General features: G+C 51.4%; 11 protein-coding genes. 9 read left to right on the forward strand and 2 right to left on the reverse strand.

Features of this window, described 5'->3' with window-relative positions:
• The first annotated feature begins 99 nt into the window (after window positions 1-99).
• The 5 genes from LKK83_RS11115 (at window position 100) to ppk1 (ending at window position 10,752) form a co-directional block, all read left to right on the forward strand.
• Window positions 100-5,229, forward strand: a complete 5,130-nt coding sequence (locus LKK83_RS11115; RefSeq protein ID WP_324631174.1) for a PAS domain S-box protein — start codon at window positions 100-102, stop codon at window positions 5,227-5,229.
• 235 nt (window positions 5,230-5,464) lie between these two features.
• Window positions 5,465-6,982: a diguanylate cyclase domain-containing protein gene (locus LKK83_RS11120; protein WP_324631175.1), complete on the forward strand. Its 1,518-nt coding sequence runs from the start codon at window positions 5,465-5,467 to the stop codon at window positions 6,980-6,982.
• A 342-nt stretch (window positions 6,983-7,324) separates the two neighbouring features.
• Window positions 7,325-7,924, forward strand: a complete 600-nt coding sequence (locus LKK83_RS11125) for a superoxide dismutase (RefSeq protein WP_324631176.1) — start codon at window positions 7,325-7,327, stop codon at window positions 7,922-7,924.
• A 292-nt stretch (window positions 7,925-8,216) separates the two neighbouring features.
• Complete coding sequence (locus tag LKK83_RS11130) at window positions 8,217-8,423, forward strand: hypothetical protein (protein WP_324631187.1); 207 nt, start codon at window positions 8,217-8,219, stop codon at window positions 8,421-8,423.
• A gap of 148 nt (window positions 8,424-8,571) precedes the next feature.
• A complete protein-coding gene (ppk1, locus tag LKK83_RS11135; RefSeq protein WP_324631178.1) occupies window positions 8,572-10,752 on the forward strand; it encodes a polyphosphate kinase 1 in 2,181 nt (726 codons plus the stop codon).
• 79 nt (window positions 10,753-10,831) lie between these two features.
• On the opposite strand, the gene LKK83_RS11140 is transcribed toward ppk1, so the two are convergent.
• Complete coding sequence (locus tag LKK83_RS11140) at window positions 10,832-11,014, reverse strand: hypothetical protein (protein WP_324631180.1); 183 nt, start codon at window positions 11,012-11,014, stop codon at window positions 10,832-10,834.
• A 302-nt stretch (window positions 11,015-11,316) separates the two neighbouring features.
• On the opposite strand from LKK83_RS11140, the gene LKK83_RS11145 reads away from it, so the two are divergent.
• Window positions 11,317-11,883, forward strand: coding sequence for a DUF2854 domain-containing protein (locus LKK83_RS11145; protein ID WP_324631181.1), 567 nt, complete (start codon window positions 11,317-11,319; stop codon window positions 11,881-11,883).
• Between the two features lie 131 nt (window positions 11,884-12,014).
• Here the strand turns inward: LKK83_RS11145 and LKK83_RS11150 are convergent, their stop codons facing one another.
• Window positions 12,015-12,275, reverse strand: coding sequence for a chlororespiratory reduction protein 7 (locus tag LKK83_RS11150; RefSeq protein WP_324631182.1), 261 nt, complete (start codon window positions 12,273-12,275; stop codon window positions 12,015-12,017).
• Between the two features lie 466 nt (window positions 12,276-12,741).
• On the opposite strand from LKK83_RS11150, the gene LKK83_RS11155 reads away from it, so the two are divergent.
• The 3 genes from LKK83_RS11155 to LKK83_RS11165 all read left to right on the forward strand — a co-directional run bounded on the left by LKK83_RS11155 (window position 12,742) and on the right by LKK83_RS11165 (window position 22,156).
• Complete coding sequence (locus tag LKK83_RS11155; protein WP_324631183.1) at window positions 12,742-18,501, forward strand: PAS domain S-box protein; 5,760 nt, start codon at window positions 12,742-12,744, stop codon at window positions 18,499-18,501.
• Window positions 18,502-18,989: 488 nt separating this feature from the next.
• The gene (locus LKK83_RS11160) at window positions 18,990-20,792 is read left to right on the forward strand and encodes a WD40 repeat domain-containing protein (protein WP_324631184.1); all 1,803 of its coding nucleotides are present in this window, start codon (window positions 18,990-18,992) and stop codon (window positions 20,790-20,792) included.
• Between the two features lie 134 nt (window positions 20,793-20,926).
• Window positions 20,927-22,156 (forward strand): WD40 repeat domain-containing protein, encoded by a 1,230-nt coding sequence (locus LKK83_RS11165; protein ID WP_324631185.1) that lies wholly within the window; start codon window positions 20,927-20,929, stop codon window positions 22,154-22,156.
• Window positions 22,157-22,273: the final 117 nt, after the last annotated feature.

A 22,273-nucleotide genomic window follows, 5' to 3' on the forward strand; every position in this document is an offset into this window, starting at 1 on the left:
GCCGGATGAGGTGAAAATCTCAAGTCCGGTTCTGAAGACGAGTAGTTCTGGTGACGGAATTGCTTAGTTTAACACTTGCCAGAGCGCACGATCGCCCCCATGAATCACCGAAATCAAACCCCAATTACCCCACAACCGTCTCATCACATTCTCGAAGCGTTACCCCTCGGGGTCGCAGTGATGGACATCGAAGGCAACATTTCTTATAGCAATCCGCATGCGAAACGATGGTTGAGCAGTGCCGAAGGTTGCCAGATGCCAACCCAACGACAAATTTATCGAGCCGGAACCCAGGAACCCTATCCGAGCGATCGCCTCCCGTGGGTGCGATCGCTCGGCGGAGAAAACGCGATCGCCACCGATCTCGAAATTCATCGAGACACCGAAGTCCTCAGCTTGTCCATGAGATCGGCTCCTTTATTTGACCCTCACCGCACCCTAATCGGTGCGGTGATGACATTTCAGCCCCCAGACCCCCCAGAAGCAGCTCGCCAATCCGCCCCCGCACCGGCAGATTCCATCGGCACAGAACCCCCAGTGCAACAGATATTGCAAGACACCGGCGCTTGCATCGCCTCCCTGCGCCTTTACCCCAACCAGAGTTGGGAGTGCGAATACATTTCCCCCGGTGCGGAAATCCTCTGGGGCTATAGCGCCGCAGAACTCGCCGCCGATCCGCAATTATGGGAATCGAGAATTCCCGCAGAAGATAGACAGACCATTCTAGAGCCTGGGTACGCGCGTCTCTACGGCGGCGGAAAAATTACCCTAGAATATCGATTTCGGCACAAAAATGGTAGCCTGCGCTGGATTGCCCATACCCTGAGCGCCACAAAACACCCCGGGGGGGAATATTGGGTGGTCAGTGGGATAGCCATCGACATCACCGATCGCGTTGCAGGCGAAATTGCCCGAGTGGAAAGCGATCGGCGCTACGCCGCCTTAGCCCAAGCGGCCCGGGTGGCGATTTTCCGCATCGACGCCGAAGGGAATTGCCAACATGGCAACCCGCGCAGTTTTGAAACCCTTGGCTTGTCGGAATCAGAAGCAATGGGGGTCGGGTGGATGAAAACCTTGCATCCCGACGATCGCGATCGGGTGGTCAAAGGGTGGTCCGAGTTCGTGGATCGCGGCACTCCGTTTAATTGCGAATACCGCTGTTTGCGACCCGATGGCACCCAGGTGTGGGTGTTGGGGCAAGCCATTGCCGAAAAAGATGCCGCCGGTCGAGTGAGGGGGTATGTGGGAACCCTCTCGGAAATTACCGAACTGAAACAAGCGCAATTCGAGCTGAGACAGAAAGACACCTATCTTAGTACCATTATTCAGCATTTGCCGGTGATTATTTGGGCGTGCGATCGCCAGGGCATTTTGACGGTTTCGGAAGGGAAAGGGTTAGAAGGGTTAGGACTCAAACCCGGGGAAGCCTTGGGCACTTCCATTTTTGAATATTGCCGCGACTTACCGAATATCTGCGCGGCAATCCGCAACACCCTGAGCACGGGGGCACCCTATCGCGAGATCGCCGAAATGAACGGTTGCACCTTGGAAGGAATCGGCTCGGCTTGGCGCGACGATTGCGGCGAGATTGTCGGGTTTATCGGCGTCTCGGTGGATATCACCCAGCGCCAAAAAGTCGAACGACTGCTAGCCGATTACAACCGCACCCTAGAACGGCAAGTGCGAGAGCGCACCGCCCAACTGGCCGAATCCAATCAGCAATTAGAACGAGAAATAGCCGATCGCAAACAAATCGAAGCGGCACTGCGAAGCAGCGAACAAACCCTATCGGCGATTATCGAAAATAGCGGTGCATATATTTATCTAAAAGATAAAAACGGTCGGTTTACTTACGTGAATCGATTGTGCGAAAGCCTCTTTTGTGCGAGCAAGGCAGAGATTATCGGTGCCGATGATTTTAAGTTCTTTTCCGAAGAGATGGCCATTGCGGTGCGAGAAAACGACGCCAAGGCGATCGCCACCGGAAAAATCGTGCGCTCTCACGATGTGGGAACGATTAAACCCACCCAGCAACGGCGTCACTACTTAACGGTGAAAGTGCCGCTAACCGATGCAGAGGGCAGAGTGTATGCCATCTGCGGAATTTCCACCGACATTACCGAGATCAAACAAACCGAAGCCGCCTTGCGCGCCAAAGAAGAAAACATGCAAGCGCTGTTAAAAGCAATTCCGGATATGATGTTCCGGCAACAAGTGGATGGCACGGTGCTGGATGTGAAAGCATCCGAGAGCCTGGTGGGGATGCCCCCCGAACAGCTCATCGGTCAAAATTTAGACGCCTTACCCTGGGCGGAGAATATCAAAGCGGAGTTGCGAGAACGGTTTCGCCTGGGGGTAGAAACCGGGAATCTGCAAACCTACGAATGGGAAATCGAAACCGGGGAGGGGAATCATTGGTACGAGGCGCGGATCGTGAAAAGTGGTGGGGAAGAAGTGGTTTGCATCCTGCGCGACGTCACCGATCGCGGGATGGCACAAGCCGCCTTAGCCGAAAGCGAAGAACGCTATCGCTCGGTGGTGACAGCAATGGCAGAGGGAATCGTGTTGCAAGACCGCAGCGGGATGATTCGCACCTGCAATGCCAGTGCGGAACGAATTCTCGGCTTATCCCAGGATGCGATGATGGGGCGGACTTCTGTAGATCCGCACTGGCGAGCGATTCGCGAAGATGGTTCGCCGTTCCCCGGAGAAGAACACCCGGCGATCGTGACCTTGCAAACCGGCGAACCTTGCGTTAACGTGGTGATGGGCTTGTATAAAGGCGAAGCGAGGCTAACTTGGATTTCCATTAACTCGCAACCCCTGTTTCGCGCGGGAGACACCCTACCCTATGCGGTGGTGACGTCCTTTACTGACATTACCGATCGCTTTGAGGCAGAAGAGGCTCTGCGACAAAGTGAGGCTCGCTATCGCGCCATTCTCGAGGACCAGACCGAACTGATTTTGCGATTTTTGCCCGATGGCACCATGACCTTTGCCAACGAAGCATTTTACCGATTTTTTGAGTTAACGCGCGATCGCACCGTCGGGGCGCACTATCACAAGGCTATTTTTGAAGAAGATCGGCCAAATGTGAGGCAAAAGTTAAATTCCGTGACGCCAGAAAACCCGGCAGTGACGATGGAAATGCGGGCGATCGCGCGCGGCCAAATTCGCTGGATGCAGTGGGTGCATCGCGGCATCTTCGATAGTGCCGGGACTTTAGTAGAATATCAAGCCGTGGGGCGGGATATCAGCGATCGCGTCCGAGTGGAAAAAGCCTTACGTCAAAGCGAGCATTTTCTGCACAGAGTTGCCGATGCGGTGCCGCAAATGCTATATTTGTTTGACTTAATCCAAGGAACCAGCATCTATATTAACCGTCAAAGCACTGCCATTGTCGGCTATTCCCCAGAAGAAATTTGCGGCGCAAGTCCGCAATGGCTGATGGAACACTTTCATCCCGACGATCGACACCTGTGCCTGGAGGTGAACTCCCGCTTTTTCAACCTAGGCGACAGCGATATCCTCTCCACCGAATACCGATTCAAACATAAAACCGGCCAGTGGATTTGGCTCAATGCCCGAGAAGTGGTCTTTAGTCGCGATAAAAGCGGCCAACCCCTGCAAATTCTCGGCTGTGTGGAGGATATTACCGCGCGCAAAAAAGCAGAAGCCGAACTAGAACAAGCAGTGGAGGCTGCCGTGGCTGCCAACCGCGCCAAAAGCACCTTTTTGGCCAATATGAGCCACGAACTGCGAACCCCTTTAAATGCCATTCTCGGCTTTTCTCAACTGCTCCTGACTGACGCCCGCCTCAGCGCAGAACAGCAAGAAAATCTCGAAATCGTTCGCCGCAGTGGAGAACATTTGCTAACCCTAATCGACGGTGTGCTAGATTTGTCGAAAATCGAAGCCGGACGGATGAATTTGAACGAGAATCAATTCAACCTATACCTGTTACTGGCACAGGTGGAACAAATGTTTGTTTTAAAAACCAGGGAAAAGAGGTTGCAGTTACAATTTGACCTGGATAAAGACCTGCCGGCGTTTATCTACAGCGATGAAGTAAAATTGCGTCAAGTGTTGATTAATTTGTTGGGAAATGCGGTCAAATTCACCCCAGAGGGAAGGGTGACGGTCCGGGCGCAAGTGATGCCCAGCGACTCCAGAGACCCGGAAAATTCCGGTTCGCACAGTCTCGCCCAAAACGGGAAGATTCTGTTTGAAGTTGCTGACTCCGGGCCGGGGGTTGCCGCATCAGAATTCGAGCGTTTGTTTCAACCGTTTTCCCAAGCCGAAGCCGGCATTCGCACCCAAGTGGGGACGGGATTGGGATTGAATATCAGCTATCAATTCGTGCGGTTAATGGGGGGAACCATAACGGTCATCAGTGGCGGGAAAGCTTATACTCCCGGGGCGGAGTTCTGCGAAATTAATTACGATGGAACAACGGGCGATCGCGCCACGGGAAGCACCTTTAGATTCGAGATTCCCCTCCAGCCCGTCTGCCCCAGTGAAGTAGAGGGGCAGACCCCAACCCTCGGGGCGATCGCCCTAGCCGCCAACCAACCGAATTATCGAATGTTAGTGGTAGACGATCGCTCATCCAATTGTCAACTGTTGGTCAAACTGCTCCAACCGTTAGGATTTGAAATCCAACAAGCGTTCAATGGCGAACAAGCCGTGGCAATTTGTGCCGAGTTTTGCCCGCATTTAATCTGGATGGATATGCAAATGCCCGGGATGGATGGGTATGAAGCAACCCGTCGGATTAAAGCCACTCCGCAAGGCGAACATACGCCAATTATTGCCATCAGCGCTAGTGCTTTGTCCGAAGAAAAAGCGGCAGTTTTGGCGGCAGGGTGCGATGATTTGATTCGCAAACCCTTCCGAAAGGAGGAGATTTTTGCGGCGATCGCCACCCATTTAGGGGTGAGTTTTATCCCAGAGGAAACCCCCGCCCCATCCTCAGCAGGGGAAACCGCGTTTTCCACCCTGAGTCGCGATCGCATTGCCTCTTTACCGGCAGAGTTGCTGGCGAGTTTTCACCACAATTTGATGAAAGGAGACTTAGACCAAATTAGTCTGCATCTCGACGAGATCGCCGTATCCGATCCCGCTGTGGCTCAACGGTTGCGCGAACTCGCCAATGAATTTCAGTTTGAAACCATTATCGAATTAATCGAGGGGGTATGGTCTTGTGAAGATTTGGAGAAAAGGCACTGATATTAACTCCCCATGCCTTTTCCCCCACCTAGGCGGATTGGCGATCGCCACTTTCACTCTCCCACTCTCTCCCCTTTCCCCCTACCGGTTACAATCCCCGTACTCTGCCCAGTTCGCTTTACCATTACTTCACATAGCCATTAGCAAGTCTCGAACAAAAAACTGTTATCATTAAAAACAAGGGAGAAATGAGAAGCGCTCTCCTGTTCAACAGACAATCACGGGAAGCAACTCTATGACTGGGGAAAAATTTTTACGGGAGAAGCAAAATATCTTAATCGTTGATGATACCGCCACCAATTTAATTTTATTGACCCATATTCTGAATCAACATAACTATAAAGTGCGGGTGGCCAAAAACGGTAAGCTGGCACTACAGTCGGTGAAGATAGAACCTCCCGATTTAATTTTACTGGATATTAAAATGCCCGATATCAATGGGTATGAAGTCTGCAAGCAGCTCAAATCCCAGGAGAGTACCCGGGCCATTCCGGTGATTTTTATCAGCGCATTGGATGCGACCCTGGATAAAATCGAAGCCTTTAATCTGGGAGGGGTGGATTATATCACTAAGCCTTTTGAACCCATCGAAGTTTTGGTGCGCGTGGAAAGTCAGTTGCGGCTGCGGCAAATTCAAGTACAATTAGAGAATCAAAATGCAGAATTGCAACTGTTATTAACTGCCACACAAGCGCTTGCCAATTCCGCCGATATAGATGCAGCGTTTGGGATTATTTTATCGCAAACTTGTCAAACGATGCAGTGGCAATTTGGAGAAGCTTGGATGCCCAGTGCAGAAAAAACCTCCTTAAAGTATCGACAAGCGTGGTATGCTGGAGAAGGGATTTTAAACGAATTTTGTCGCCACAGTCAAACCTTTCACCTGAGCTTGGGTGAGGGATTGGCGGGACGAGTGTGGCGATCGCAAAAAATGGAATGGGTCAAAAATATTGGCTACGATAGCGGCGAACACCTTTCCCGCGCTAGATTGGCAACGCTGGCGGGACTTAAAGGAGCGTTAGGGGTACCGATTTTGGTGCAGAATAGTCAAAATCAACCGGAAGTGTTGGCGATTTTAGTATTTTTTATGAGTCAAGACCTCCAACCCTCGGGGCGATCGCTTCAACTGATCGATGCCCTTGCTCGTCAACTCGGGTCGATGATTCAGCGCAAACATGCAGAAGCGGCATTAAAACAAGCGAATTTAGAATTAAATCGCCTCGTGAATTTGGATAGTTTAACCCAAGTGGCGAATCGTCGCCGATTTGATGAATATTTATCTCAGGTATGGACAGAAATGTTTGGCAAACAACAGCCCATTTCCTTAGTGTTATTTGACCTAGATTATTTTAAACGATATAATGATTATTACGGTCATCAAGCCGGAGACGAGTGCTTGCAGCAAGTCGCGCTCGCGGCGAAGGAAGCGATGAGGAATGCAGAGGATTTGCTCGCCAGATATGGCGGGGAAGAATTTGCGGCAATTTTGCCCAATACCCCCAGAGAAGAGGCGATCGCCCTCGCACAAACCATTAGAGATCGGGTCAAACAGCTTCAACTCTCGCATCCCGACTCGATCGTGAATTCCGCCGTTACCCTCAGTCTCGGCGTAGCTAGCACAATTCCCGCCTGCCAAAATTCTCCCGAACAGCTCATCGCCACCGCAGACGAAGCCCTATATGCGGCAAAAAACCAAGGTCGCGATCGGATGATTTTCTTAGAGCGGTTGCAGCACTGTGGGCAGAAAAATTAGCCCGCCAGTGAAACGCGACCCCTATCGATGCAAGGGGGGGGAGGGGTGCGAGAAGGGTGACGAGGTTCGGGATCCACAGGGTCATTGTTCCAGAGGGGGCCTGTGGCAACAAACTGGCTCCAATTTGGCCTCTGCCGCAACCGCGATCGCCCTTTCCTACTCTATCCAAAGACAGATTTCCCCGCAAAAGTTGGATCGTTTTGTAACTTTTGATATAAAATCCTATCAGAAGGCAGGTTGCTGGCCCGAATCCGAACCGAGGATCGGGTGAATCGCCGATCGGCGAAAGCGACCAACACAAAAGAACACTAACCAACACTTATAGAAGAGAGGAAGAACGCGATGGGATACGAACTGCCAGCTTTACCCTACGACTACAGCGCCCTAGAGCCACACATGTCGAAGCAGACCCTGGAATTTCACCACGACAAGCACCATGCCAAGTACGTGAACAACTACAACGAGATGGTGAAAAGCGCCGGCATGGACGACAAGTCCATTGAAGAAGTCATCAAAGCAACCTACAATGACGCTTCCAAATCTGGCTTATTCAACAATGCCGCCCAAGCCTGGAACCACACCTTCTACTGGAACTGCATGAAACCCGGTGGCGGTGGCGAACCCACCGGCGAACTTGCCGAGAAAATCAAATCCGACTTTGGCAGCTTCGACAAATTTAAAGAAGAATTCACCACCGCCGCCAAAACCCAGTTTGGTAGCGGTTGGGCATGGCTGGTGCTCGACAATGGCACCCTGAAAGTCACCAAAACCCCCAACGCCGTCAACCCGATCGCGATGGGGCAAACTCCCCTGCTCACCGTGGATGTTTGGGAACACGCTTACTACCTCGACTATCAAAACAAGCGCCCCGATTTCGTGAGCAGCTACCTCGACAATTTGGTGAACTGGGATTTCGTCGCCGAACAAATGAAAAAGGCGTAGAAAGCCGCCTCGGAACGCCGATCGCCCCTGGGGCATGAGAAAAGCCCTGTGGGGTTGACGCCCTCAACCTCAAACCTCTTCAGGTGCTTTCTCCCCAGGGACTTTCTCCAAACCCCGCGATCGCTCAACTGCGCAAAAAAAACAGTCACGACTCCACTCGTGGCTGTTTTTTTTATGGATCCAGAGAGGGGAGCGAGCTACAAGGTCGGGAAAATACGATCGAGAAAATTAGGCGATCGCTTCAACAGACATCTTAAGATAAGGGCATAATCCACCATTGATTTACCGTGGCATGAACAGCGAACAGTTAGGACAGTATATAGAAGCCAGCGATGCGATCGCCAAACCTTGGTTGCTCGTGCAACTGCGCTTGAAAAAACTGCAAGAGCGGCGATCGCAGCTTTCCCCCGAAGAATACGCCACAGAACTCGCCGACATTCATCACGACTTGATGAACCTCGGCGAGTGGTGGGTTGGCATCGAAGCAGAAGTATTTTAGATAACATTTCTCAGGGGAAATTCCTTTATCCCCTCCAACCTCATCTCCGAAGCGCCCCAACCCAAACCAAACTCCTTTACCGTATTGAGTTAGAAATTTTTTGGGGAATGCCAAAAAATCGGATAAATGTTTACAACACAGCAGAAAAATGGCAAAAACGAAGAAAACTCAGGGCAAAACAACTGAGATTAATTTGAAAGATCCGCAATACTACTTTAACCGCGAACTGAGCTGGGTCGAGTTTAATTATCGGGTATTGTACGAAGCTCTAGACGAGCGCACCCCCCTGCTAGAACGGCTGAAATTTTTAGCCATTTTTAGCTCCAACCTCGATGAATTTTTCATGGTGCGGGTTGCGGGACTCAAGCAGCAGGTGGAAGCCCAGGTGTCTTCCCTCACCCCAGATGGTCGCACGCCCCAAGAACAACTCGATGCCATCAGCGATCGCCTGCACCCGATCGTCGCCCAACAGCACCACCACTTTCACACCCAACTGCGACCCCTATTAGTCGAGCATGGCATCCACATCCTCGACTACATGGACCTCAACCAAGAACAGCGAACCTACCTGCAACGCTTCTTTGAAGAAGAAATCTTTCCCGTACTCACCCCCCTCGCCGTGGATCCGGGACATCCCTTTCCCTACATCTCCAACCTCAGCTTGAACCTAGCCGTAGTCGTCAAAGACCCCGAGACAGAACAAGAATATTTTGCCCGGGTGAAAGTCCCCAGAGTTCTGCCTCGGTTTGTGCAACTTCCCCTACAGGTGCGCGATAGCTCAGGCTCTCAGTCACCAGAAACCCGAAAACTCTGGCAGTTCGTCCCTCTAGAACAGGCGATCGCCCATAACCTAGAATTTCTCTTCCCCGGGATGAACATTTTGGAATATCATCCCTTCCGAATTACCCGCAATGCCGACATCGCCTTAGAAGAACAAGAAGCCGACGACTTGCTCCTGGCGATCGAGCAGGAACTACGCAAACGGCGCGTGGGCGGATCGGTGGTGCGAATGGAAATTCAAGCCGATATGCCCACCTCCGTGCGCGAAATGCTCACCCAAGAAATGGGCCTCACCCACCATGAGGTTTATAAAGTGGAAGGTTTGTTAGGTCTCGGGGACTTGATGAGCTTTATGAGTTTGCCCCTGCCAGAATTGAAAGACCCGCCCTGGAACCCCGTGATCCCGCCGCCGTTTCGCAACTTAGGCGAACTGCCCCAAGATCCCAATAACGTGGAGATTGACGAAACCGAAGATTTATTTGCCGCCATCCGCGCCCGAGATCTGCTCCTCCACCATCCCTATCACTCTTTTGCCGCTACGGTGCAGCGTTTCATTACCCAGGCGGCTTACGATCCGGCAGTATTAGCCATTAAAATGACCCTCTACCGCACCTCCGGCGACTCCCCGATCGTCAATGCCTTGATCGCCGCCGCCGAAAATGGCAAGCAAGTGGCGGTGTTGGTGGAACTGAAAGCCCGGTTTGATGAGGAAAATAATATTCTTTGGGCGCGAAAGTTGGAGAAAGTTGGCGTTCATGTGGTTTATGGTTTGGTGGGGTTAAAGACCCATACCAAAACCGCAATGGTAGTGCGCCGCGAAACCGATGGCATCCGCCGCTACGTGCATATTGGTACCGGGAATTATAACCCGAAAACCGCTCGGATCTATACGGATTTGGGGTTGATTACCTGTCGGGATGATTTGGGCGCGGATTTGACTGATTTGTTTAATTATTTGACCGGCTATTCCCGCCAGCGCTCTTATCGCAAACTGCTGGTGGCACCGGTGAATATTCGCGATCGCATGATGGCCCTGATCCAACGGGAAATCGAAAATTGCAAAAATGGTCTGGGGGGTCGGATCGTGGCCAAAATGAATTCTTTGGTAGACCAGAAAATTATTGCCAAACTCTACGAAGCTTCTCGCGCTGGCGTGAAAATCGATTTAATCGTGCGCGGGATTTGTTGTTTGCGTCCCGGGGTTGCTCGGGTGAGCGAAAATATCCGCATTATCAGTATTGTGGGGCGCTATTTGGAGCATTCGCGGATTTTTTATTTTCACAATAATGGTGACGAAGAGGTGTTTATTGGCAGTGCTGACTGGATGCCGCGCAATCTCAACCGGCGCGTGGAAGCGATCGCCCCGGTAGAAGACCCGGATTTGTCTAAAGATTTACAAGAAATTCTCGGCATTATGCTCGCGGATAACCGTCAAGCCTGGGATTTGCAACCGGATGGTTCTTATGTGAAACGTCGTTGCGAGGATAAAGCCAGCGAGCAAAGTTCCCACAATATTTTGATGGAAATGGCCCTGCAACAAGGTCACTAGATTTAATCCCCAAACCCTGGGATATCCGCCTCTGATTTGACTCGTTCCCAGGTTTTTCCTGAGAACGAGCAACGAGGGATTAAGTCATGGGTTGTTCCGGAAAGGTACGGTTGAATTCGTCAATCAAATCGTCGATTTCTTCTAGGGCTTGGTTCACGTCAATTCTGAGCGTGCCGAGGTTGGGTTGTTCTAAGAGTTGCTCTAGGGAAGCGCGTTTGCTAGCGATCGCCTCAATCCGTTCTCTGAGTTTCTGTTCGTCCATTGATTTAGCTTGGTAATGCTCCATGTGGCATACCGTTTATTTTAGCCCCCCTGGGATGCGGTGGCTGGAATTTGCAGTGGGGCAGTTTATTATCATAAATTGTCAAAAATGTCAAGGGTAAATCGGGTGGCGGGCTGATGTGAAGCCGTTTGAAGGGCGATCGCACCCCCTCACCTGCACGATTGCGCCCCTCAGAATTGACCCCGGGTGAAAAACTCGCCCCAAAACATGAGACACTTTTGCCATAACCGGGGAAAATAAAAAAAACCGCCCTGGAATTACACTCAACCCAACCTCTTCTGATGTTACGTCAAACTTCTTTAGGAACCCTCGGTTTAGCAGTCGGCGGTATTATCACCGTCGTCGGCTTCTACGCTTATTTCAACGACTATGCCACGTTAAATCTGGCGGGCTTTTTTTACGGCATTCCCCTGTTACTCGGCGGTTTAGCCCTCAAAGCAGCCGAACTCAAACCCCTGCCATTTTCCCAACCCACCCCACCGGAAATCCTCGACTTGCGAGAACAATTGGCGACCCCAATTCAAAATCAAATTCGCAAAGATGTCACCCGCTATCGTTACGGGCAAGAAGCCCATCTCGACGATACCCTCGCCCGCTTGGGGTTGAGTCCCTCGGATGAAGCCAGACCCCTCCTCGAAGGCATTCGGGAAATGAAAATAGACGATGCTTATGCTTTAATTTTAGAATTTGATTCGCCGAAAATTCCCCTATCTACCTGGCAAGAAAAGCAAGAAAAAATGACCAAGTTTTTCGGTCCGGGCATTCGAGTAGAAGTCAATCAACCTGCCGAAAATCGCGTAGAGGTGGCGTTAATTAGTTTGAATCGCACCGATAAAAACGCAGCCTAATCCCGTTTTTAACAAGAACCAGCCAATAGGGACAAGGTATTTTCTTGTCCCTAACCTCTCTATCGTTAGTTTTTAGCCCGGTACAGAAACAAAGAATTAGGAAGTGCAAATATCCAGAAAACGGAGAAAAATTATTTTTCCAGACGCACGACATACCACTGCAAAAAGTGACCGGGAGCTACGTCAAATTCGCAATCATTTTCTAGTAGATATTGGGCTTGTTCTTCCACGGTATTAAATTTCAGCAAGTCTCTGGGTAAATTTCCTTGCCGATCGCCTAACACTTGTTTGAGCTTCTCGAGCAGTTCCGCAGCGCTGAGAATTTCCTCATCGGCGTCGGCTTCGAGGACCACAAAATACTCGTCATTTTGATACATTAAAGAATCTGGCATAATTCGATGGTGATAATTCGTCATTAATATTGAGTGTGGCGAACCCGCCGGGAGCAACTCGAGGCCAAGAATTGTGCGGTGGGAGTCAGAGGCTAGCCCCAGGGAGCCGCACAACCGCCCAAAATACAGGCAGGAGCGACCCCAACCAATTTTAACTGAAAAAAGCAAATTGCGCGAGGGGGAAGCCACGCAAAAAACCATGAGAGTGCAAGGGCAATCGCAACGGTTCCATCCGGGGCGGAAAAACTAAAAAAAAGATAACAACCAGGTTAACTTGCCTCGAGAACGAACCGCAACAGGTCAAAAACTGTAAGCTGAAGGGGATAGGGGGGGGAAAAGGGGAAGACTATTTCATAGGCACAGACAGTGCCCCTCAGCTAAAATGCAAGAGAGAAACTTGGGGCCAGCGATTAGCAGATCGAATGAGGGCGTAATGCTGATAGGTTTAGAAACACTTTTAGAAACCATGATGTTCCAGAACGGGATGCCGAAGGCGAACTGGATGGAGATTTTCGCATTTATTCCACACGGACATTGCTACTTGTGGAAGCCCGGATTGGTATGGTTGCATCTGATATCCGATGCAGTCATTGCGCTTTCCTATTATGCCATTCCCCTGATGCTGCTGTATTTCATCCGCAAGCGGAACGATTTGCCATTTAGCTGGATTTTTCTGTTATTTGGAGCCTTTATCATCTCCTGCGGCACCACCCATCTGATGGGAGTCTGGACCTTGTGGCATCCCGACTATTGGATATCCGGAGGGATTAAAGCCATCACAGCCGGCGTTTCTCTTGCCACTGCCATTGCGATCGTGCCCTTAATGCCGAAAGCCCTAGCCTTGCCCTCGCCGGTGCAGCTAGAGATGGCGAATCAAGAACTGCAAAAAGAGATTAGCATCCGAGAGGAAGTCGAGACCGAACTGCGACAAAACGAAGCCCTGTTTCGGACCGTATTTGAAGGATCGGCGATGGGGATAGCGATCGCCACCCTAGACGGAAAGATTATCAAAACCAATCGGGCCTTGCAGCAGATGATGGGCTACCAGGAGTCAGAACTAGAAAATCTGACCTTAAGCGAGTTAAGCGCCGACGAGGAGACCCGCGATCGCGAAAACGAACTACAGCGAGAACTCACCGCCAAAGAACGCAGCAACTACGAATTAGAAAAACGGTTAATTCGCAAAGATCGGCAAATCATCATTGCCAGAGCGATCGCCTCAGACATCACCGACGCCGACGACGAACCCAAATTTCTCGTCAGCATGGTAGAAGATATCAGCGAACGCTTCCAAGCCGAAGCCGAGATCCGAGAACTCAACGCCCAACTAGAACGGCGGGTAGAAGAACGCACCGAACAACTGCAAACCGCCAACGACGAACTGCTGCAAGAAATCAACGAACGCCAGCGCGTCGAAGCCGCCCTGCGCGAAAGCGAATCGAGACTTCGCACCGTAGTCATCAACGCCCCCATCGTGTTGTACGCCACCGACAGCCAAGGAACCATCACCCTATTTGAAGGGAAAGGATTGCGGACCTTGGGCGTCAGCGCCGCAGAAAACCTGGGTCGTTCAATATTCCAGTGCTATGCCGATCGCGCGGAGGTAGTGCGCGGGATAGAAAACACCCTCACCGGAGAAGAACAAACCTGGATCTCCCAATTTGGCGAAGTAGTATTCGAACATCAAACCACCCCAGTGCGCGACGAAAGAGGAGAGATCGTCGGATTAATCGGCATCGCCACCGACATTAGCGATCGCATTCGTTCCGAACAAGCCCTGCGCCAAAGCGAGCAACTGTATCGCACCCTTACCAGCAACTTTCCCAACGGGGCCATCTTCCTGTTCGACACCGAGGGACGGTATTTGCTTGCCGAAGGGGCCGGTTTAGCCGATGTAGGGTTATCCAAAGAACAACTCGAAGGCAAAACCGCCGCCGAAGTCTTCGATCGCGAAACCTGCGACGCCATAGAAGCCGATACCCGCGCCGCCCTCAACGGGGAAGCCACCGTGCGCGAACTGCCCTACGCGCACCGTTACTATCTCTTCCACACCTTACCGGTCCGCAACGAAAGCGGGGAAATCTTTGCCGGGATTGGGGTATTCCAAGACATCAGCGATCGCTTCCAAGCCGAAGCCGCCCTGCAAGAAAGCGAAACCCAACTGCGAACCATATTCGAGCAAGCCGGCATCGGCATTGTGCTGGGCAGTTTAGACGATGGTGGGATTGTCAAAAGCAATCCGGCATTCCAACAGACGATCGGTTACAGCGGCGAAGAACTCTGCCAAATGGTGTTTAGCGAATTTACCCATCCCGAGGATCTCGCCAAAGAAATACCCTTGTTCCAGGAAGTCGTTGCCGGCACCCTAGACAGCTACCAGATGGAAAAGCGCTACATCTGTAAAGACGGCTCCTTAATCTGGGTCAATTTGAATGTTTCCATCGTCCGAGACGCTTTAGGCAACGCCCAATTTGCCATTGGCATGGTACAGGATATCACCGAAAGGCTGCAGGCGGCGCAACAGTTGCAAGAAAGCGAAGCCAAATATCGCTCCGTGGTGAACAACATCAAAGAAGTGATTTTCCAAACCGATGCCACTGGGGCCTGGACCTTTCTCAATCCCGCCTGGACAGAGATTACCGGATTTAGTCTGGAAGAAAGCCAAGGGAAAAACTGCATCGAGTACCTGCATCCCGACGATCGCGAAACCGTCTCCGAGCACTTACAACAGCTCATTGGTAGAGAGAAAGACTCCTGTCAAGAAGAAGTGCGCTACCAAACCAAACAGGGAAGCTATCGATGGATGGAGGTATTTGGGCAAGCCAACCGAGACGAAACCGGAGCGACGACCGGCCTAAGCGGCACCCTGAACGATATCACCGATCGCAAACAAGCCGAAGCCGAAAAAAACCGATCCATCGAGTCGCTCAAAGAAAGCGAAGCCGCCATTCGCGCCCTTTATACCGTCACCGCAGATCGCGAACTCGACTTTGACCATCGCTTAGGGCGAATGCTGGAAATGGGATGTCGGAGATTTGGGTTAGAACTCGGGATGGTGAGTCGCATTGAAGGGATCGATACCGAAACCCTGCCCGGGAAATCCCTGCGTTACGAAGCGATCGCCGCCCGACTTCCCCAGAGTGCCCCGATCAAAATCGCCAAAGGAGACGCCTTCAATCTCGACCTGAGCTATTGCTCCGCCACCGCCTATTCAAACGAACCCATCTGCATCGAAGTCGCCGCCGAATCCGAGTGGCGCAACCATCCAGCATACAAAGCCCGTTGCCTGGAATCCTATATTGGCGCGCGATTGATGGTAGAAGGGCAGGTATATGGCACCCTGAGCTTTTTCAGTCCCAACCCGCGCCGCCAGACCTTCAAAGCGGTGGATCGAGAGCTGATGAAGCTCATGGCCCAGTGGATCGGCGGCGAAATCGAGCGCAACACCACCCAAACGGCCCTGCAACAGCAACTGCATCGCAGTTTGCTCCTCGAACAAATTACCCGAGAAATTCGCCAAAGCCTCGACGCGCAGCAGATTTTTCAAACCACAGCCACCCAAATCGGGCGGGCATTTGAGGTCGATCGCTGCTTGATTCACGCTTACCTGAGCGAACCGGAACCCCAAGTTCCCGTAGTGGCCGAGTATTTAGAGGCGGGGTCGTCCTCGATGTTGGAACTCGAGGTCCCCTTGGTGCCGATGGAAGGCAACATGCACATTCAGCAGGTACTCGCCCAAGATGAAGCGATCGCCTCGAATGACGTTTACAAGGATCCGCTGCTGAAAAATGCGACGGAAGTGTGCCAGTATATCGGTCTCAAATCCATGTTGGCGGTGCGAACCTCCTACCAAGACGCCCCCAACGGGGTAATCGGGTTGCATCAAGTGCGCTACTTCCGCCGCTGGCGGCGCGAGGAAATCCAATTGCTCGAAGCTGTGGCCGAACAAGTGGGTATCGCCTTAGCCCAAGCCCAATTGCTCGAACAAGAAACCCGCGCCCGGGAGCTTGTGGCCGAGCAAAATTTGGCCTTAGAACAAGCGCGCACCAGTGCCGAAACCGCCAACCGTGCCAAAAGCGAATTCCTGGCCACCATGAGCCACGAAATCCGCACGCCGATGAATGCCGTCATCGGCATGACCGGTCTGCTCCTGGATACGGATTTAACCGCAGATCAGCGCGACTTTGTAGAAACCATCCGCACCAGTGGCGATGCCCTGCTGACGATTATCAACGATATCCTGGATTTCTCGAAAATCGAGTCGGGCAAACTAGAACTGGAAGAACAACCATTTAATCTGCAATTGTGCGTTGAAGAATCTCTGGATTTAGTGGCCTCTAGAGCGGCTGAAAAAGGGTTGGAATTGGCCTATATCATCCATCCAGATACCCCCCTGGGCATTGTCGGCGATGTCACCCGCCTGCGGCAAATTTTGGTGAACCTGCTGAGCAATGCGGTGAAATTTACCGATCGCGGAGAAGTGGTGGTGTCGGTGAAGAGAGTAGACCCGCCGTCTGAACCCTCGGGGCTGCCACGTTCCGATTCCCCCCGGTCGAAGCTTTACCACCTGCAATTGGCAGTGCGCGATACCGGCATCGGAATTCCCGAACAGCGCATGGAACGGTTGTTTAAGTCGTTCTCGCAGGTGGATTCCTCCACTACGCGCAAATATGGCGGCACCGGCTTGGGATTGGCGATTAGCAAGCGCCTCAGCGAACTGATGGGGGGCACCATGTGGGTGGAAAGTCAAGAGGGGATTGGCTCGACGTTTTATTTCACCATCCTCGCCGAACAAACCAACGAGATCCCCACCACTCCTTTGCAGGATAATGTGCCGCAATTGAGCGGGAAGCGGGTGCTGATTGTGGACGATAATGCCACAAATCGCAAAATTCTCACCCGCCAAGGTGAATCCTGGGGAATGGTTCCGCAGACGGCGGCATCGGGCATGGAGGCCCTGGAAGCGTTGCGCCCGGGGGTGGGGAATTTCGATCTGGCAATTTTGGATATGCAAATGCCCGAGATGGATGGGTTAACCTTGGCATCGCAGATCCGTAAGTTGCCGGGGGGCGATCGCTTGCCTTTGGTGATGCTGACTTCGATCGGTCGGATCCCGGTGGATGTGAAAACCTCGGGGATTCATTTTGCGGCGTTTTTGAATAAGCCGATCAAACAATCTCAGCTTTATGATGTGTTGGTGGGGATTTTCTCTCGCTATCCGATGCGGGTGCGATCGCGCAAGTCTCGCGGTTCTACAGTGGCTTCGGGTGCGGCGGATGGCGGCGCACAGCCTGAGCGCAGCGCCGCCGAACCGAAAAATCTCAAGGTGCTGTTGGCTGAGGATAATGTGGTTAACCAAAAAGTGGCCCTGCGGATTTTGCAGCGCCTCGGATATCGGGCAGATGTGGCCGGTAATGGATTGGAAGCGATCGAAGCTCTGAAGCGCCAAAGTTATGATGTGGTGCTGATGGACGTGCAAATGCCGGTGATGGATGGGTTGGAAGCGGCGCGTCAGATCTGTGGGGAATGGCCGGTCCGCAAGGATGTTTCTGCGAATGGTCGCCCCTGGATTATCGCCATGACGGCTAATGCTATGCAGGGCGATCGCGAAATCTGTCTGGCGGCGGGAATGGATGAATATCTCAGCAAGCCAATCCGCATGGAGGCACTCACCGCAATCCTGGCTCAATGTCACGTGGCTCCAGTTTCGCCGACCCCCCCGCCCACTCCAACTATAGAACTCACCCCGGAATCGCAAACCATGACTCCTTCTCAATCTCCTAGTAACAAACCTGCTGACATGACTGACGCTTCTTTGCCCCAACCCTCCGCCCGCGAGGCACATTCTCCTACGCCCTCTCCATCGACTTCTATCGATTTCAAAGCTGTGGATATGTTGCGAGAAATGGTGGGTGAGGATGACCCGGAAGGTTTTGCTGAGGTGGTGCAAAGCTATCTCTCGGATCTGCCGACTTTGCTCGAACAAATCGACGCTTCTATATCTGAATCGGATATGGAAACTCTGCTGCGCGCGGCTCATACCCTCAAGTCTACCAGTGCTACCCTGGGCGCTACCGCTCTGGCAAAGTCGAGCAAGCAACTGGAAATGATGGTCTGCGCGACTTTCGATACGGGAGACCCTTTGCCCCCAGAAGCATCGGCGATCGCCTCAGAATTGCACCAGGAGTACGAACGGGTTCATGCGGTTCTGTTAGGCATGATATAACGCTTCTCGGCACTGCATTCTCATCTCTGAACCTGCGGGCCTCGCAGTAGGTGGGTACCGCCCACCCTACGGTACCGGTTTGAGCAAACTGAGTTGCTTATTTTGCATCAGTGCTTATCCATCGGCGTGGTTCCATTTGCATGGAGAAAAGGGCAAGGAAAAAAATGCCACCCATGATTGTTTCATCCCGGGGCGATCGCCCCTTGCCGCCGACTGGAGCGTTAGAATGCACTTGAGCAAGGGCGGGAGAAATCTGGCAAAATGGAGCCTATTCTCCCACAGAGCCAATCACCAATTAAACCCCACTCTGGTCTGCATCCCCCAGGTTAGGGGTGAAAATGTAAGGTGAAAACTCCAGCATTCAGCAATCAGAGGGGTATTTTATCTGCACCTTCTGGGTGCAGTTATTTAAGATCGGAGTAAATTCCCCTGGCGGTGAAAATCATCCCTCCGGGCGGAGAGAGACGATGCAGAGCGTGAGGTTGGGTGTGTCTGAATGTCCAGTTTGTGGAAGTGAATATATTGCGGGAGAAGACACCTTATGCCAAACCTGTGGCTGGGATCTGAGATCCGTGGATCCTTCTGAGGGTGGCTCGTTATCTGAAGCCTCTTTAGCTAAAGAACAGGCGAAACTATTTTGGGCGCGAAAAATGTGGGAGCGGGTTAATGAAAAGGACTCCTCTATCAAAGGTTTAGAGTGGAAACTTGCCGATATCGAACGCCAAATCTCGAAAGTTTGGGGACGATTTGAACATGCGACGAAAGAACGAACAATTTTACAAGAACGAGTGGATAGCGTGTTATCGGGAATGGAGGAAGACCGATTCGATCGCTATCAAATTAAAAAATACTTTACCGAAGAACGAAATCTGCGTCAAATGACGCAAAAACAAGTCGAACAAAAACTCAATCAACTGTTTTCTCAGTTACAACAAGTGAATCAGGAGCGCGGACTTTTGCAAGAACAAATCGGACAAGTTCAGGCTCGTTTAGATGGTTTGGGTGATGAAGGATTGCCCGAAATGCTCGCGAAGCTCTCTCGCGAAATCGAGCAATTAACGCAACCCAGTGGCGGTGATGGCCTCGCCATTCGCGAGTTACAAGGGCAGTTGGAAGAATCGCAACAGGAACGAGCGCTTCTCATCGAACAGCTCGATCGCGAACGAGAACGGGTGAGTTCTTTACAAGCGGAAATCGAACAGTTAAAAGATTCCCTCCACCAGTCACAAAGCACCTCCAGCGAAAGCCGATTTGAATCGGAAATGGTGGATGCTTTGATTTGTGCAATGGCCGATTCTTCAGAAGCAGTTCAGCGCATGGCTTACGCTTTGTTAAAGCGCAGTCATTCGGAAAAAGCCAAAATGGCTTTAGAAGAATATCAACCCTATCGCTTTTTCCGATGCCTCCACGTGCTAGAACATGAAAAAGCGGTGCGCGCTGTGGCTATCGATCCCCACGGCCATTTTCTGGTTACGGGCAGTAACGATCGCACGATTAAACTCTGGGAACTCAATACCGGCAAACCCATTAAAACCCTCTCGGGTCATGCCGGTTCTGCGATCGCTCTGGCTATTAGTCCCAATGGCGAATTACTCGCAAGTGGTAGCGGCGATAATACCATCAAACTCTGGCATATCGCGACCGGCAAATTGATGTTTACCCTCCGAGGTCATACCGGATGGGTGAATACGGTCACCTTTACCCCAAAAGGCAATACCCTCGCCAGTGGCGGTGCTGATAAAATGATTAAACTCTGGAATCTCAATACCCAAGAATTACTCGGCACGTTCTACGGTCATGCTAGCGCCGTTCGTTCTCTGGCTATTAGCCCCCAAGGCAATATGCTCGCTAGTGGCAGTAATGATAATATGATTAAAATCCGCAATCTGCTCACCGGCGAACTCCTCCATACCCTCACCGAACATACCGGATCGGTCTCTTCTGTGGAAATTAGCGATGATGGCAATATTCTCGCGAGTGGCAGTAACGATACCACGGTCCGTCTCTGGAATCTCGGCACCGGAAAATTATTACATACCCTCTCGGATCATACCAGTGCGGTCATGTCTGTTTCAATTAGTCAGAACCGCACGATTGCTAGCAGTTCCGATGATGGCAAGATTAAAATTTGGAATCTGGATAAGGCAACCCCCATCCACACCATATCGGCTAACAAAAATATGTCCGGATATGATAGTTACATCCTCTGCAGTACCATCTCTCCTGAAGGGGATAAAATTGTCACCGGGTCTGATGATGGAAAAATTAGAATTTGGGGCGTATCTGATTGATTTTTTCTATCTTTTTGTTGCAGTTTACTCCCTGGCTTACCCAAATATTGCTCAATAATCAGCCACAAATCCTCGGAAACCTTCTCTGTCCTCTTCGTTGAATTGCATTCTCGGCTAAAAACACCACTTGAATAATGACGAAATGTCCCGTATGCCAAACCGAATTCTCGCCAGAAAAGCCGCCGCGCTGTTCGGTGTGTGGCTGGGATTTAACGCCCTATCCGGCAAAAATAGCTGCACCTATTCGTCGCCTTATTTTACAAAAAGAACGGGCGAAAATTGCTTGGGCGCGACAACGGTGGAGCGAGAGGCGATCGCAGCAAGCTAAACTAGAGCGATCGCAGCAAGAACTCCACCGCCTCGCGACGGAAAATACGCGGCTTCGGTCTCAATTAAATCCGCCAGAATCGCCGCCACCCGAACCTACCAATCCCTCCCCCACGGTGACGCCAACCGTAGAAGTTTTAACCCAACCGGCTATCCAATCCTACGCCACGTTAAAAGGACATTTTCGGTCGGTCAGCGCCCTGGCGATCGCCCAGGAAGGCAAGCTTCTCGTCAGTGGCAGTTGGGACAAAACTATCAAACTTTGGAATCTGCAAACCGCTGCTGAAATTCGCACGCTTTCCGGTCATTCTTATCCGGTGAATGCGGTGGCTATCAGTCAAAATGGTTGGACGTTAGCCAGTGGAAGTAACGATAAAACGATAAAATTATGGAAAGTTAAAACCGGTCAACTTCTGTTTACGAAATCGGCTCATCCGGAATGGGTGAGTGCGGTGGCAATGAGTGCGGATGGCACCCAATTAGTCAGTGGCAGTTTGGACCGCACGATTAAATTGTGGAATGCAGTGACGGGAAAAGAAATTATCAGCTTGCAAGGACATGAAGGCGCAATTTATGCCCTGGCCCTGAGTGGAAATGGGCAATTTTTAGCTAGCGGCAGTTTGGATACCACGATTAAACTGTGGGATTTGAATGCAGGGGAGGAAATTGCTACCTTAATCGGACATAGCGATCGCATTAATTCCTTGGCTATTTCTCCCGATAATCGAACCCTGATCAGTGCCAGCGCCGATACCACAATTAAACTGTGGAATTTAACCACCGGTGAAGAAATTAGCACCCTGAAAGGACATGAAGATAGCGTCAACTCAATTGCTTTAAGTCCCGCTGGGAAAATGCTGGTCAGTGGCAGTTCGGATACGACGATTAAACTGTGGGATTTAAGTCAAGGCACTGCCATTCATACGTTAACCAAACATACCGATAGCGTCAATGCTGTCACGATCGCTTCTACGGGAAAAACGATTGCCTCTGCTAGTTCTGACAAAACAATTGAAATTTGGCAGATGCCCAGTTAATTCGGGTTTTCACTGCCTTGGCGATCGTTCCATCCCTCACCGTGACGTACTCCCGACGCCGACCGCTTAGGCGGTACGGCGCGGGCTTCTGGGCCCAGACCTTTGAGATCTGGGTTT

This window comes from Phormidium sp. CCY1219, assembly GCF_035615515.1.
GTDB lineage: Bacteria > Cyanobacteriota > Cyanobacteriia > Cyanobacteriales > Laspinemataceae > CCY1219.

What these genes read in the sequence shown, in the direction of transcription:
- LKK83_RS11130 (WP_324631187.1), top strand. Translation starts at nt 8,217, where the DNA reads ATGAACAGCGAACAGTTAGGACAGTATATAGAAGCCAGCGATGCGATC.
- LKK83_RS11150 (WP_324631182.1), bottom strand. Translation starts at nt 12,275, where the DNA reads ATGCCAGATTCTTTAATGTATCAAAATGACGAGTATTTTGTGGTCCTC.
- LKK83_RS11165 (WP_324631185.1), top strand. Translation starts at nt 20,927, where the DNA reads ATGACGAAATGTCCCGTATGCCAAACCGAATTCTCGCCAGAAAAGCCG.
- LKK83_RS11120 (WP_324631175.1), top strand. Translation starts at nt 5,465, where the DNA reads ATGACTGGGGAAAAATTTTTACGGGAGAAGCAAAATATCTTAATCGTT.
- LKK83_RS11125 (WP_324631176.1), top strand. Translation starts at nt 7,325, where the DNA reads ATGGGATACGAACTGCCAGCTTTACCCTACGACTACAGCGCCCTAGAG.
- ppk1 (WP_324631178.1), top strand. Translation starts at nt 8,572, where the DNA reads ATGGCAAAAACGAAGAAAACTCAGGGCAAAACAACTGAGATTAATTTG.
- LKK83_RS11115 (WP_324631174.1), top strand. Translation starts at nt 100, where the DNA reads ATGAATCACCGAAATCAAACCCCAATTACCCCACAACCGTCTCATCAC.
- LKK83_RS11145 (WP_324631181.1), top strand. Translation starts at nt 11,317, where the DNA reads ATGTTACGTCAAACTTCTTTAGGAACCCTCGGTTTAGCAGTCGGCGGT.
- LKK83_RS11155 (WP_324631183.1), top strand. Translation starts at nt 12,742, where the DNA reads ATGATGTTCCAGAACGGGATGCCGAAGGCGAACTGGATGGAGATTTTC.
- LKK83_RS11140 (WP_324631180.1), bottom strand. Translation starts at nt 11,014, where the DNA reads ATGGACGAACAGAAACTCAGAGAACGGATTGAGGCGATCGCTAGCAAA.